This window comes from Caulobacter sp. 05T431 (assembly GCF_056665975.1).
In genome coordinates, this window is the sequence record NZ_JBFTKU010000014.1 from 65133 (window position 1) to 79035 (window position 13903).

Genomic DNA, 13903 nt, shown 5'->3' on the forward strand with positions numbered 1-13903 from the left:
TAGCCGGATCGCATGTCACTTATTTGAAGCTCGGCCCTTAACGGCGAAGCTTCAGCCGCAGGTTGGTCTGGCGCCCGAAACCGGTCAATTCCAGGTGGTCGGATCCGAAGTCGAGCACCGCATAGGCGGTCTCCTCGGTGTCGAGCATGCCCTTCAGGTTCACGCAGTGCAGGCCGCCCGTCTCGCCGTAGTTGCCGTCGTGGTTGTGGCMGTTGATCCAGACCTTGGCGGCGTGCCGGCGGACCACCAGGTCGGTGACCTCGGCCGCGTTCCACAGATTGTGCGGATTGGCCGGGAAGATCGGGAAATGGCAGTACAGCGCCGCCTTCAGGCCGCGCCGCCCGGCGTCGGCCAGGGTCGCGTCGATCCACTGCAACTGGGCGGCGCCGATCCCGCCGTCCCAGTCGGGCGCGCCGGGGAAGCGCTCGCGGTGCAGGCGCCGGCTCAGCGCCAGTTCCGGGCTTCCGGCCGGCCAGCCGTATTCGCTGAGGTCGTTGCCGTCGAGGGCCAGGAACACCCAGCCGCGGGTCTCGAAGCTGTAGTAGCGGGCCGGCATGCCCAGTCGGGCGGCGACCAGCGCCTTCTTGCCGTCGTCGACAGCGAAGTCGTGGTTGCCCAGCACGAACCGCCAGGGATGGCGCAGGGCGTCGATCGCCGGCTGCTGGGCGTCGAAGCTGGACCAGCCCTTGTCGATGAAGTCGCCCAGGTGGACCACGTGGTCCAGGTCCAGGATGTTGAAATGGTCGACGGCGGCCCGCAGCTTGGCCGGCGAGCGGCGATACATCCGCGCGCCGTTGTCGTCCTCATCCGCATACTGACAGTCGGCGATGGCGCCGACACGCAGTGGTCCGGAGCCGGCGAGGGCAGGGGGCGCCGACAGGGCCAGGGCCGACGCCACGAAGGCGCGGCGGTCGAGAAACGTTCGGGCCATGGCGGCCTCCGATGTCGGGATGCGTAAAATCCCGTCCGGCGCGCAGGGGGCGACGCGCCGGACGGGTCCTCGTCGACGGACCTAGAACTCGTAGGTCGCGCCGATCAGGATGGTGCGGCCGCTGCTGACGTTCACCGTGGTCCGCTGGGCCGTCACGTCGGTGTATTGGATGACGTGCTGGTTGGAGAGGTTGATGCCCTCCAGGGTCAGCTTCAGCTTCGGCAGGACGTTGTAGTGGGCCGAGAAGTCGATGTTGTTCGTCGCCTTCACGCCGTCGCCGATGTTGCCGTTGCCGCCCGCGCCGGTCAGGTACTTGTCGCGGTAGGCGCTGGAGAGGCGCATGCCCCAGGTGTCGGTCTCGTAGTAGATCGTGGCGTTGGCGCTGTACTTCGACAGGTTGATCAAGGGCAGGGTGACCCAGTTACCGCTGATCAGCACCGGCGAGGAGCCGTCGGCGTAGGTGCCGTTGGCCACCACGCCCAGGTGGTTGAAGGGCGCGGGCAGGAAGTCGAAGTCGCGCTGGAAGGCGATCTCCAGGCCTTGGATGTCGGCGCCCGGACCGTTCACCGGATGGCTGACATTGTACATGATCGAGCCGTCCTGGCCGGGCAGCAGGAACGACAGCGGATAGCCGGTCTGGGAGTAGGGCATCACGCTGGTCTGGCTGGTGATGAACGACTTCAGCTTCTTGTAAAAGACGCCGACCGAGAAGAACCCGACGCGGCCGTCATAGAACTCCAGCGAGCCTTCCATCGAGTCCGAGGTGAAGGGCGTCAGATTCGGGTTGCCGGTGCTGATCGTGCCGCCGAACGGGGCGGTGGTCAGGGAGCCGGCGGCGGCCAGGTCGCCCAGGGCCGGGCGGCTGATGTCGCGGTTGGCGCTGAAGCGGGCCACCATGCCCTCATTGATGTCGACGGCGACGTTCAGGGCCGGCAGCACGCCGTCGTACTTGTGCTTGATCGACACCGGCTGGAGGCTGGTCCCGGTGTTCAGCATGCCTTCCGACGTCAGGTCGGTGGAGTAGTAGCGCAGGCCGGCGTTGGCTCGCACGCCCTTGCCCAGGATCGTGGTGTTCAGGTCGTACTGGAGGTAGGYCGCCTGGGTCTCCTCGGTGACGGTGTAGTTCGTGCCGGGGGTGGCGAACTTGGCGCCCAGGGCCTGGAGGTCGCGGACCTGGCCGATCAGCGCGTAGACGGGGTCGACGTCGCCGACGATGTAGCTGCCCAGGCTCTTGAACGGGACTGTCATCTTCAGGGTGTTGGGGATGACGGTGTTGGCCGGGACGTTCTTGAACTCCTTGTCGCTCCACTGGGCGCCGCTGTTGACGAACTTCTTGTACTCGACCCCGCCCTTGAAGCTGGAGGTCTCGTTGGCGGCGAACACGGCGTCGAACTGGGCGTTGGTGTATTCCGAGGAGATGCGGTTCTCCTGGGTGTCCATCCGCATCAGGTCCCACTTGCTGGGATCGGTCAGGCCGGCGTCATAGGTGTTGACTGGCATCTCGGGACGGTMGTCGAAGCTGAACGCGTGGTTCTTGGATTCCAGGAACACCTTGTCGAACACCGGCAGGCTGTAGTCCGACTTCGAGTAGCCCACGAGGCCCTTGAGCAGCAGCTTGTCGGTGGCCTGGTACGAGCCGTTCAGCGCGGTCTGGTAGAACTTGGTCTTGTCCTCCTCGCGGTTGAACTCGCTGCGCAGGTCCACGCCCGTATAGCTGGACGCGATCAGGGTGTTGCCCTGGATCACGGCGCTCTGCATCACCTGGGTGCCCGTGATGTTGCCCGTCAGGCTGTTGATGCCCGAGGTGGCCAGGGCGAAGTTCTGGCGGCTGTTCTCGAGCTGGCTGTACAGGGCGTCGAAACCCAGCTTCAGCTTGTCGCCGGGCTCGTACTGCAGCGACAGGGTGGCGCCCAGGCGTTTGCGGCGGTCGTACCAGGTGGAATAGGTGTCGGCCTGGGGGGCGTAGATGGTCGGGGTGGCGGCTGTCAGCTTGGCCGCGTCGGCGGCGCTGACGCCCGGGCCGATGTTGCCCGGATTGGCGCGGATCGGACCCCAGTTGAAGCTGCGATAGCCGAACTCGTTGGAGTCATTGACGCCGTAGGCCACCGAGGCCAGGGCCCCGAAATCGCCCCAGCGGTTGGAGATCAGGCCGACCACGCGCGGCGTGACCTTGTCGTCGGCGTTGCTGTTCTGCTGGGCCTTGGCTGACAGCACGGCCTTGAAGCCCGGATAGTCGAACGGCTTGGCGGTGGTCAGGAACACCGTGCCGCCGATGCCGCCTTCGTCCTGTTCGGCCGACGACGACTTCTGGACGGTGACGCGGTTGAACAGTTCCGAGGCGAACAGGCTGTAGTCGAAGCTGCGGGTGCGGCTGACGCCGCCGCGGTTGTCCATGCCCGAGGCGGTGTTGCCCAGCACTTCCATGCCGTTCAGCTGGGTGCGGGTGAAGTCGGGACCCAGGCCGCGCAGGGTGATCTGCCGGCCCTCGCCGGAGTCGCGCGAGATGGTCACGCCGGGAATGCGCTGCAGCGATTCCGCCAGGTTCAGGTCGGGGAAGGCGGCGATGTCTTCCGACACGATGACGTCGGTCGCGCCGACCGCGTCGCGCTTGAGGTCGCGCGCGTGGGCCAGGCTGCCGCGGAAGCCGGTGACGATGATCGTCTCGACCTCGTCGGCGCCGGGCTGGGCCGGCGCCGCGTCGGCGGCCATGGCCTGGCCGGCCGCGACGGCCAGCAGGCCGGTCGCCAGCATGGTGGTGGTCATCCAGTTGGATTTGGTGCGCATGGTCTATCCCCGATCGGTCGCCGTCGGGGACCATCCCGAAGCGCCGTCGGGAGGGAGAGTTTGGAGCTGGACGTTCGGGGACCGGGTTTTGTGTGAAGTGTTTTTGACAGGCGCGGTCGCCGGGCCTCGACCGAATGCTCGTCGAGAAGGCGGTAGGAATTATTTCCTACAATCGACCTGATTGGCTTGTGCGGCAACGAAGGTGTAGGAATATTTTCCTTGATGTTGCCGCGCGCCAAAGAGCCTGAACCGGTTCGTCTGTGGCCGTGACGTCGGATTCAAGGGGAGGGGACCCGCCCTTCTCGGCGCTGGCGCTCGCCGTTGCTCCGCCGGCGCGCTGGCCGAGAACGTCGACGATGCCGGCGCCGGCCCCTGGAGGCCTGTGGATAACTTGTGGAAGATCGCTGAGCGATGCGGATCGGTGTTTCGGGGCGTACAGCAGCAAGGCGACGTCAGACGAAAGATCTGAGAGCTCGGACGGCGGAGGCCTTGGCCGCGCGGTTCAGGCGTTTGTCGCGTCAGACGTGACCGCGGTCCTGGCGATCAGACCGATGGCGATGCAACGGCGACGACCGTCCATGCCGCCGGCTCGATCGCCCGCCCGAAGCCTCCAGACAGTCGAGCCTCGCCGGCGCTCACATACAGCAGCGTGTCGCTGGTATCGGCCCGATCAGCGCTCACAGGGCTGCGAAAACGCCCAGGACAGAAGAAACGGACGTCCTGACGGTGGCGGGCCCGTTCGTGGCAATGTATATCGTCTAAGTAATATTATCGGAAATAATAGCTATCCCAATCCTGGCGCGGATTTGGATCGCCACGTCCATGACGCGGGCGTCCGCGCGCCACAGCGGCTGCAGCCGGTTGGGCTGACGGCGAACGGCTGGCCCGCACGCTACGGGCCGGATCGTCTCGAACCGTCCGGAAACGTCAGAACGTCTGCGTCAGGCTCGCCGCCAGGCCGCAAGGTTCCGCCGCATGGGCCCGCGATCCGATCATGGCGGACAGGACGGCCGCGCCGAAGATGATGGCGATGAGTCCTGCGCTTTGCCAGAAGTGCGATGTGTGCATGACGTGCTCCCTCAGCGCTCCACAGACTACGCTTTTCGCGCCGCGGGCCAATCGGGGGGAATCCTGAGACGCGACGCCCGAATTTCGAGCGCCATGGGGCTGAAAACTGCCTTGGTTCGGGGCGTAGTCGACGGTCGAACGACGCTCCGCGAACGTCGCTTGCCATAATGATAGCTTTAGCTACTGTAACCCTCATAAAAACAGTGACGGGGGTATGGAATGCGGAAGCTTCAGGTGCTCGCGGGGGTCGCCGGGATGGCGATGATGGCGGCGGCGGGTCACGTCCACGCCCAGGAGGCGACCGCTCTCGACGAGATCGTCGTCACCGCCCAGAAACGATCGGAAAACCTCCAGGACGTGCCGGTGTCGGTGACCGCCCTCACCGCCGACCAGCTCAAGGACCAGCGCGTGGGCGACGTGCTGGCGCTGTCGGGCCTTTCGCCGGGCCTGCAGATCAAGACCGACGACAACGCCGCCAATCCCCGCATCTTCATCCGCGGCGTCGGGGTCAACGACTTCAATCCGGCCACGGCCAGCGCCGTGGGGGTCTATGTCGACGGGGTCTATGTCGCCTCCCCCCTCGCCCAGATGGCCGGTTTCTACGACCTGCAGCAGGTCGAGGTGCTGCGTGGACCCCAGGGCACGCTCTACGGCCGCAACACCACCGGCGGCGCGATCAACGTCACCACCAAGAAACCGAGCAGCACGCCTGAAGGCGACCTGGCCGTCGACTACGGCCGGTTCAATTCCCTCAACGTCCAGGGCGGCTTTGGCGGGCCGATCGCCGACACCCTGGCCTTCCGGATCGCCGGCCTCTACGACAAGAGCGACGGCTATACGCTGAACCGCCTGACCGGCAACAAGGGCAACGACGCCGACCGCAAGGCCGTGCGCGGCGCCCTGCAGTGGAAGCCCGACGACAAGCTGACGGTCGATGTCTCGGCCAGCTACAGCAAATCCAGCGGCGGCTCGATCCTGACCTACAACCGCTCGCTGGTGGCCCAGACGGCCGAGGCGGCCAGCACGGCCGATCCCGATCCGACCTACGGCTACATCTTCTGCAAGCCGGCCTATTACACGTCCGGCCAGTGCACGAACGTCGCCGGCTACGCCAACACCAGCGACAACAAGTACGAGGGCGATTACCGCTTCGAGGGCAAGGACATCGTCAAGCTGTTCGGTGCGACCAGCGCGATCAGCTACGACTTCGGCGGCGTGACCCTGTTCTCGATCACCGGCTACCAGCAGGCCAAGCGCGACGACTACGAAGAGACCGACGCCAACCCGATCTCGATCTTCGACGCCCGCTACATCGCCAAGCAGGACACCACCAGCCAGGAGTTCCGCCTGCAGTCGAACGGCGCGACCGGCCTGCGCTGGGTCGCCGGCCTCTACGCGGCGCGCGACAACCTCGACAACAACAGCCACTACAACGTCCTGGAGGTCCTGCGCGTCCCGGACCCGGTCAACAACCCGACCGGCATGGACCCGGCCAACAGCGTCGGCGTTTTCGGCTGGCCCCTGCACCAGAAGACCACCAGCTACGCCGCCTTCGGCCAGGTGGACTACGACCTGACCTCGAAACTGACCCTGACTGGCGGCCTGCGCTGGTCGCAGGACAAGAAGACCTTCCACTATGTCAGCGACGTCGACTACGGCCTGCTGACCCTGTTCGAATACGACAACCAGAAGACCTTCAGCTCGATCTCGGGTCGGCTGGGCCTGCGCTACGCCCTGAGCGACGACGCCAATGTCTACGCGACCTACAACCGCGGGACCAAGAGCGGCGGGTTCTTCAGCGGCCAGACGACGGATCCCCGCGATCTGGGGCCCTACAAGGACGAGACGGTCGACGCCTACGAGATCGGGGCCAAGAGCGAGTTCCTCGACCGCCGCCTGCGGGTCAACGTCTCGGCCTTCTATTACGACTACAAGGACCTGCAGGTTTACACCCAGGTCCAGCGCGACGGCCTGCCCGTCCAGCTGTTCACCAACGCCTCCAAGGCGCGGGTCTATGGCGGCGAGGCCGAGATCGAGGCCAGGCCGATCACGGGTCTGAGCCTGACCCTGGGCGCGTCGCTGCTGAGCGCCGAGTACAAGGACTTCCTGTCGTTCGAGGACCCGTCCCTGCCCCCGGCCGACTATTCGGGCAACACCCTGCCCTCGGCGCCGAAGGTCAGCCTGAACGGCGCGGCGCGCTACGAACATCCGCTGGGCGCCGGCGACCTGATCACCCAGGTGGACTTCACCTACCGCAGCAGGGTCTATTACGACACGGCCAACACCGAGCGGCTCAGCGACAAGGCCCGGGCCTTCGTCAACGGCCAGGTCGGCTGTGCCTTCGCCGACGGGCGGTATGAACTGGGCGTGTGGGGCAAGAACCTGGCGGACACCACCAACATCTCGGACATCACCCAGATCGCGGCCTTCGGCTTCGACGTGTTCAGCATGGGTCCGCCGCGCACCTACGGCGTCTATTTCCGGGCTCGCTATTGAGCGCGGCCGAGGTCCAGGCCGGCGACGCGCCGCCGGCCGTGACGGGCGTCTGGATCGGCCAGCCGCCTAGCCTGATCCAGCGCTTGTCGGTGTTCTGGATCGGCCTGGTCGGGGTGCTGTTCCCGGGTGTCGGCCCCCTGCTCCTGGGCGGGTTGGAGGCGGCCGGCCGGTTGACGGCCAACCAGCTGGGCCTGGCCGGCATGGCCGAGCTGGTGGCGATGGGGATCGGCGCGGCGGTGGTCGGCCCGATGTTCGGTCGGAGCCGGCTGCGGCTGGCGGCCGTGACGTGCGGTCTGCTGCTGGCGGCGCTGGACCTGGCCACGACCCGCGTCTCGGGCGACCTGCTGATCCTGGTCCGCGCCGTCGCGGGGCTGCCGGCCGGCGCGATGATCTGGCTGATCACCGGCATGATCGTCCGCTCGCCGCGTCCCGAGCGTTGGGCCGGACTGTACCTGACGATCCAGACCCTGCTGCAGTTGGGCGTCGTGGCCGCGATCGGGGCTTTCGTGATGGGTTCCTTCGGCCCGGACGGCGGCTTCGTGGTGCTGGCCGCCCTCACCGTCTCCGCCGCCCTCGCCGGTCTGGCGATCCCAGGCCTCTACGCGCCCCTGGTCGAGACCGACGACAATCCCAAGGGGCTGCCCAGCGCGCGGGGCTGGATCGCCCTGGCGGCGGTCTTCTGCTTCCAGGCCTTCATCCTGGCGGTGTGGATCTACGCCGAGCCCCTGTCGCGCCAGGCCGGGCATCCGCCCAGCGTCGCCAGCGCGGCCTTCGCCATCTCCCTGGCGGCCCAGGTCGCGGGCGGCGCGACGGCGACGGCCCTGGCCGGCCGGTTGTCGTGGTTCTGGTCGCTGGCGGCGGCGGTGGTGCTGGCCGCCGTCGCCCTGCTGGTGATGGTCAGCCTGCCGTCGGCCCCGGTGTTCCTGGCGGCCGCCACGGTGTTCGGCTTCGTCTGGCTGTTTGCCTCGCCCTATCTTACGCCCTTGGCCATCGAGGCGGATCCCAGTCGTCGGGCGGCCTTGCTCGGCCCTGGAGCCAGCCTGCTGGGATGCGGCGCGGGGCCGTTGCTGGCCTCGTTCATGGTCAGCGGCGCCGACGTGCGGCCGGCGGTCTGGCTGGGCGTGGGGCTGGCCCTGGTCACCCTGGTGATCGTCGCCTTCCTGCACCTGACGCGATCACGCTAAGGGTTCGCGCGGATTGGCCTTTTTCCTCGAAGCGTTCTAGTCCAGGGCAACTGGAACGGAGAAACCGCCATGCCGAAGGCGACGGCCAAGAAGACCGCCGGCCCCGACATCGCGCTGGACGCCAAGCTGCAGCCCACCCAGGCGCGCGGGCAGGACACCTACGAGGTCGTCCTGGCCACCGCCGGCGAGATGCTGGGCGAGATCGGCTTCGAGCAGTTGACCACCAACGCCATCTGCAAGCGGGCCGGCCTGACGCCCCCCGCCCTCTACCGCTACTTCCCGAACAAGTACGCGATCCTCAAGGAGCTGGGCGACCGGCTGATGAAGGCCCAGGACGACAAGGTCTTCGAATGGATCGAGACCGGCGGACTTGAAGGCGACACGGCGGCCGAGCGCATCGAGAAGAACGTCGCGATGCTGACCGAGATGATCGAGATGACGCGCCGGTTCCCCGGCGGCGCGGCGATCGGCCGGGCTCTGCGCGCCGTGCCCATGCTGCAGCAGCTGCGCTTCGCTTCGCGCGACATGGTGGCCGGCCAGTTCGCCGAGATCCTCAAGAGCCGCTATCCGGGCGCGCCGGAGGCCCGGGTGCGGCTGGCGATGCGGATGATGGTCGAGCTGACCTATTCGGCCACCGAGATGGCCGTGGAGGAGCCGGACCAGGACGCCCTGGCGCTCAGCCGCGAGGTCTGCCTGCTGTTCGAGCGCTATTTCGACACCTTCGGCGACCCCTCCCTGGTGCCCTGGAGCGGTGGCTTGCAAGAACGATAGTTTTTACTATCATCACTGCATCGCGGCCATTCCTATCGCGAACGGGGAGATGCGGATGACGGGGTGGAACAACTGGTCGGGCAGCGTGGCGGCCTCCCCTCGCCTGATCGCCAGGCCGCGCACGGCCGGCGAGCTGGCCGCGCTGGTCGGCCAGGCGGGCAAGGTCCGCGTGGTGGGCGCCGGCCATTCGTTCATGCCGCTGTGCGAGACCGGCGACCTGCTGCTGAACCTGTCCGACTATGAGGGCGCGGTCGAGATCGCGGCGGACCGCAAGACCGTCTGGGCGCCGGCGGGCTGGAGCCTCAAGAAGCTGACCGCGGCCCTGTGGGCCGAGGGGCTGTCGCTGATCAATCAGGGGGACATCAATCCCCAGTCCCTGGCGGGCGCCGTCTCGACCGGCACCCACGGCACGGGCGCGGAGCTGGGCAGCCTGTCGACCCAGGCCTGCGGCTTTCGGCTGATGACCGCTGACGGCCGGATCGTCGAGTGCGGGCCCGACCTGAACCCCGAACTCTACCAGGCCCAGCGCCTGTCCCTGGGCCTGCTKGGCGTCGCCGTAGAGATCCGGATCAACGTCATCCCCGCCTATCACCTGGAGGAACGGGTCGAACGCCGGCCGCTGGCGGAGGTGGCCGAACGGCTGGACGAACTGGCCGCCGCCACGCGCCACATGGAGTTCTTCGTCTTCCCCTATTCGGACGACGTGATCTTCAAGACCCTGCACCCCGTGGAGTCGCGCGAACCCGGGCGCCCGGCCCGGGAGGTCGGCGAGGACAGCGAAGCCACCTTCAAGACGATCTGCGACATCTGCGCGGCCGTCCCGTTCCTGACGCCGTCGCTGCAGCGCCTGATGATGCGGATGATGGGCAAGCCCAGCCGTCGCGCCGGCCCGGCCTATGAGATCTTCCCGTCCGAGCGGAACATCCGCTTCGAGGAGATGGAGTACGAACTGCCGCGCGCCGCCGGCCTGCCGACCCTGAAGGCGGCCATGGCCCACATCCGTAAGCGCCGGCTGCCCGTCACCTTCCCGTTCGAGTTCCGGCTGGCGGCGGGCGACGACATCTGGATGAGCCCGTTCAACGCCGGCCCCGGCGCCTCGATCTCGTTCCACCAGTACGCCAGGATGCCCTGGCGGCCGTTGTTCACGGAGATGGAAGCGGTGCTGCGCGACGGCGCGGGCCGTCCGCACTGGGCCAAGCGGCACACCCTGACGACCGCCGACGTGCATCGGCTGTACCCGCGCGCCGGCGACTTCGTGAGCGCCTGCAAGACCTGGGACCCGACCGGCAAGTTCGCCAATACTCACCTGACTCAACTTTTCGGCCTCTAGCGGAGACCGCCACATGACCGACCAAGACCTGCACGCCGGCCTGATCGGGGCCCCCGGCTCGCGCCGCGAGCTCAACACCCCGGTGCTGGTGATCGACAAGCCGGCCCTAGAGCGCAACATCCTGCGCATGGCGCAGTTCGCGGCGGGCAAGGGCGTCAAGCTGCGGCCCCACGCCAAGACCCACAAGAGCGTCGACATCGCCAAGCTGCAGATCGCCGCCGGCGCGGTGGGCCTGTGCTGCGCCAAGATCGGCGAGGCCGAGGTCCTGGCCGACGGCGGAGTGTCGACCGGCCTGTTGATCACCTCGCCGGTGGTCTCCGCGCCCGCCGTCGCCCGCCTGATCGCGCTGAACGGCCGGACCACCGACCTGATGGCGGTGGTCGACAACGCGGCCAACGTCGCGGCCCTGGGCCAGGCGGCGGCCGCCGCGGGCAAGCCGCTGAAGGTGGTGATCGATCTGGATCCCGGCATCCACCGCACCGGCGTCGGCTCGCCCGAGGCCGCCGTGGCCCTGTTCCAGGCGATCCAGGCCGAGCCGGGCCTGATCTATGCCGGGCTGCAGTGCTATTGCGGCATGCAGCAGCACATCGAGAACTTCGCCGACCGCAAGGCCAATCTCGAGGATCGCGGCGCCTATATCCGCTCGGTGATCGAAGCCCTGACCGCCGCCGGCGGCGCGCCGCCGATCGTGTCCGGTTCGGGCACCGGCTCACACCGGATCGACGCGGAACTGGGGATCTTCACCGAGTTCCAGGTGGGTTCGTACGTGTTCATGGACGGCCAGTACCTGGTCTGCGACATCGCCGGCGAGGGGGCGGACGAAAGCCCCTACGAGCCGTCGCTGCTGATCGACGCGCGGGTGGTCAGCGCCAACACCCCGGGCATGGTCACGATCGACGCCGGCTTCAAGGCCCTGTCGACCGACGCCGAGCCGCCCAAGGTGGTCGGCGGCGCGCCGGACGGTTCGCGGTATTTCTTCATGGGCGACGAGCACGGGGCGATCCTGCCGCCGCCGGGTGAGACCCCGCCGGGCCTGGCCGAACGCGTGATCCTGGGCGCGCCGCACTGCGACCCGACCGTGAACCTCTACGACACCTACCACGTGGTCGAGGGCGACACCCTGGTGGCGCTGTGGCCCGTCTCGGCGCGGGGGCGCTCCCGTTAGCGCCTCCCCGGATCGTCGCGAGGAAATGAGGATTTTGGAGGAGCCCGCCTAGGGCAATCCCTCGATATCCACCCTCGGGGCGTCGCGCCCATCCTGCCGGTTCTCCAATGGACCCGGCCGGAGGCAAAGACCCATGAGCGTGTTTCGAAAGTTGCTGGTCGGGGCGGTGGCGGCGCCGCTGGCCCTGGGGCTGGGCGCGGTCGCCCAGGCTCAGACCAAGCCGGCGGCGGCGGCCACCAAGCCCGATCCCGACGCCCTGGCCGCCCTGAACAAGATGGGCGAGGCCCTGCGCGCCTTGAACGCCTTCACCCTCACGGCCGACGTGACCACCGAACAGGTGCTCGATAGCGGCCAGAAGCTACAGTACGGCGGCGACCTGAAGATCGAGGCCCTGCGGCCCAGCGGCTTCAAGATCCACATGGATTTCGACCACAAGGAGCGCGAGATCTACTACGACGGCAAGTCGGTCACGCTGTTCGCGCCCAAGGTCGGCTACTACGCCTCGGTGCCGGCGCCGCCGACCATCGCCGCCACGGTGGCCACGATCAGCGACAAGTACGGCGTCGAGGTCCCGCTGGCCGACCTGTTCCAGCTGGGCGTCGATCCGGCCCTGACGGCCCGCATCCAGTCGGGCTTCGACGTCGGTCCCGAGAAGGTTGGCGGCGTGGCCTGCGAGCACTACGCCTTCCGCCAGGCGGCGGCCGACTGGCAGGTGTGGATCCGCAGCGACGGGCCCGCCCTCCCCTGCAAGATGGTGATCACCACCACCCAGGATCCGGCCCAGCCGCAATACACCGCCGTTATGACCTGGGACGACAAGGCGCCGGCCCAGGCGGCCTACACCTTCAACCCGCCCGCCAACGCCCATCGCATCACCGTCGCCGACCTTTCGGCGTCGGGCGCGACGAAGTGAGGGTCGAGACCATGAACAAGATCCAGCAATACGCCGTCGCGCTGACCGCCGCGGTCGCCGTCCAGGGCCTGGTCGCGCCTGTTCCCGCGTTCGCCGCGGATGTCCTGGCGGGGCAGAGCCTGCTGCCCAAATCGGCCTCGACCGCCGATTGCCAGCGGCGCGGCGGTGGCGGCGGGGGGCATGCGGGCGCGCGTCCGGCGGGCGCCTCAAGGCCGGCCGGCGGCGGTGGCGGCGGCGGAGGCCGGAACGTGCGCGCCAACGCCAGCTCGAACGTCAATCACAACGTCAACGCCAATCGCAACGTCAACCGGAACACCAACATCAACCGGAACGTCAACGTGAACGTCGACAATCACGGCTACCGCGACGGTTGGGACTACCATCCGATCGCCACCGGCGTGGCCATCGGCGCGACCGCCGCCGTGACGGCCGCCGTCGTCGGCTCGGTGGTCTACAGCGTTCCGCCCAGCTGCTCGACCGTGGTGGTCAACGGGATCAGCTATTCGCAATGCGGCAGCACCTGGTACGCGCCGCGCTACTCGGGCACGAACGTCGAGTACGTGGTGGTCAACGCGCCGGGCTGACAGGGCCGCTAGGTCGGCCTGTACATCTGGAATTTCCCCGCCGCGTCGATCCCGAAATAGTCGGCCGGTCCGCCGGCTCGCAGGATCGGTTCGGCGGCCACGGTGTCGTAGACGCCGTCGACCAGCAGCGCCTGGTCGATATGGACCATCACCACCTCGCCCAGGGTCAGCCAGGCGTCGACCGGAGCCCCTTCGGCGTCGGTCAGGCGGATCATCTGCGTCAGGCGGCATTCGAACGCCACGGGGCTTTCGACGACGCGCGGCGCGACGACCCGCTGCGACGGCGCCGCCGTCAGGCCGGCCAGCTCGAACTCATCGACCTCGTGGGCGACCATCGCCGAGGTGGCGTTCACCGCCTGGGCCAGGGGACGTGTGGCCAGGTTCCACACGAACTGCCCGGTCTCCTCGATGTTGCGCACCGAGTCCTTCCAGCCCGTGCTGGAGAACCCGATGATCGGCGGACGGTAGTTGAAGGCGTTGAAGAAGCTGTACGGCGCCAGGTTGCGGACCCCGGCGGCGCTGACCGTCGAGATCCAGCCGATGGGGCGCGGCGCGACGATGGCGTTCAGCGGGTCGTGCTTCAGGCCATGGCCGGTCTTGGGGTCGTAGGAATGGATCGCGGTCATGGACGCCTCGTCTTGCCGACGCCCCTCTTAGGAGGACGCGTCGCAAGCCGC

Annotated in this window: 11 protein-coding genes; 7 read left to right on the forward strand and 4 right to left on the reverse strand. The window is 67.8% G+C overall.

The window, feature by feature from the left end; all coding sequences use genetic code 11:
* Nucleotides 1-37: 37 nt before the first annotated feature.
* The 3 genes from AC1U89_RS14180 to AC1U89_RS14190 form a co-directional block, all read right to left on the reverse strand.
* A complete protein-coding gene (locus tag AC1U89_RS14180) occupies nucleotides 38-931 on the reverse strand; it encodes a metallophosphoesterase (RefSeq protein ID WP_479900336.1) in 894 nt (297 codons plus the stop codon).
* 81 nt (nucleotides 932-1012) lie between these two features.
* The gene (locus AC1U89_RS14185; protein WP_479900337.1) at nucleotides 1013-3715 is read right to left on the reverse strand and encodes a TonB-dependent receptor; all 2703 of its coding nucleotides are present in this window, start codon (nucleotides 3713-3715) and stop codon (nucleotides 1013-1015) included.
* Between the two features lie 927 nt (nucleotides 3716-4642).
* Nucleotides 4643-4783 carry a hypothetical protein gene (locus AC1U89_RS14190; RefSeq protein ID WP_479900338.1) on the reverse strand — a complete coding sequence of 47 codons (141 nt, stop codon included), beginning with the start codon at nucleotides 4781-4783 and terminating at the stop codon, nucleotides 4643-4645.
* A gap of 219 nt (nucleotides 4784-5002) precedes the next feature.
* On the opposite strand from AC1U89_RS14190, the gene AC1U89_RS14195 reads away from it, so the two are divergent.
* From AC1U89_RS14195 to AC1U89_RS14225, 7 genes are all read left to right on the forward strand, one after another.
* Nucleotides 5003-7279, forward strand: coding sequence for a TonB-dependent receptor (locus AC1U89_RS14195; protein WP_479900339.1), 2277 nt, complete (start codon nucleotides 5003-5005; stop codon nucleotides 7277-7279).
* The gene (locus AC1U89_RS14200; protein ID WP_479900340.1) at nucleotides 7276-8463 is read left to right on the forward strand and encodes an MFS transporter; all 1188 of its coding nucleotides are present in this window, start codon (nucleotides 7276-7278) and stop codon (nucleotides 8461-8463) included. Before AC1U89_RS14195 ends, AC1U89_RS14200 begins: the two co-directional genes overlap by 4 nt.
* Before the next feature lie 69 nt (nucleotides 8464-8532).
* Entirely contained in the window at nucleotides 8533-9234 is a 702-nt protein-coding gene (locus AC1U89_RS14205) for a TetR/AcrR family transcriptional regulator (protein WP_479900341.1), read from the forward strand.
* 55 nt (nucleotides 9235-9289) lie between these two features.
* On the forward strand, nucleotides 9290-10564 hold the full coding sequence (locus AC1U89_RS14210; RefSeq protein ID WP_479900342.1) for a D-arabinono-1,4-lactone oxidase: 1275 nt from the start codon (nucleotides 9290-9292) through the stop codon (nucleotides 10562-10564).
* Between the two features lie 13 nt (nucleotides 10565-10577).
* Nucleotides 10578-11729 carry a DSD1 family PLP-dependent enzyme gene (locus AC1U89_RS14215; RefSeq protein WP_479900343.1) on the forward strand — a complete coding sequence of 384 codons (1152 nt, stop codon included), beginning with the start codon at nucleotides 10578-10580 and terminating at the stop codon, nucleotides 11727-11729.
* Nucleotides 11730-11862: 133 nt separating this feature from the next.
* Nucleotides 11863-12642 (forward strand): DUF2092 domain-containing protein, encoded by a 780-nt coding sequence (locus tag AC1U89_RS14220; RefSeq protein WP_479900344.1) that lies wholly within the window; start codon nucleotides 11863-11865, stop codon nucleotides 12640-12642.
* An 11-nt stretch (nucleotides 12643-12653) separates the two neighbouring features.
* The gene (locus AC1U89_RS14225; protein ID WP_479900345.1) at nucleotides 12654-13226 is read left to right on the forward strand and encodes a hypothetical protein; all 573 of its coding nucleotides are present in this window, start codon (nucleotides 12654-12656) and stop codon (nucleotides 13224-13226) included.
* Nucleotides 13227-13234: 8 nt separating this feature from the next.
* Here the strand turns inward: AC1U89_RS14225 and AC1U89_RS14230 are convergent, their stop codons facing one another.
* Nucleotides 13235-13852, reverse strand: coding sequence for a flavin reductase family protein (locus AC1U89_RS14230; RefSeq protein ID WP_479900346.1), 618 nt, complete (start codon nucleotides 13850-13852; stop codon nucleotides 13235-13237).
* Between the last annotated feature and the right edge of the window lie 51 nt (nucleotides 13853-13903).

Excerpts from the sequence above, each read along its gene's own strand:
- AC1U89_RS14190 (WP_479900338.1), bottom strand. The coding sequence starts at position 4,783 with ATGCACACATCGCACTTCTGGCAAAGCGCAGGACTCATCGCCATCATC.
- AC1U89_RS14195 (WP_479900339.1), top strand. The coding sequence starts at position 5,003 with ATGCGGAAGCTTCAGGTGCTCGCGGGGGTCGCCGGGATGGCGATGATG.
- AC1U89_RS14205 (WP_479900341.1), top strand. The coding sequence starts at position 8,533 with ATGCCGAAGGCGACGGCCAAGAAGACCGCCGGCCCCGACATCGCGCTG.
- AC1U89_RS14215 (WP_479900343.1), top strand. The coding sequence starts at position 10,578 with ATGACCGACCAAGACCTGCACGCCGGCCTGATCGGGGCCCCCGGCTCG.
- AC1U89_RS14220 (WP_479900344.1), top strand. The coding sequence starts at position 11,863 with ATGAGCGTGTTTCGAAAGTTGCTGGTCGGGGCGGTGGCGGCGCCGCTG.
- AC1U89_RS14225 (WP_479900345.1), top strand. The coding sequence starts at position 12,654 with ATGAACAAGATCCAGCAATACGCCGTCGCGCTGACCGCCGCGGTCGCC.
- AC1U89_RS14230 (WP_479900346.1), bottom strand. The coding sequence starts at position 13,852 with ATGACCGCGATCCATTCCTACGACCCCAAGACCGGCCATGGCCTGAAG.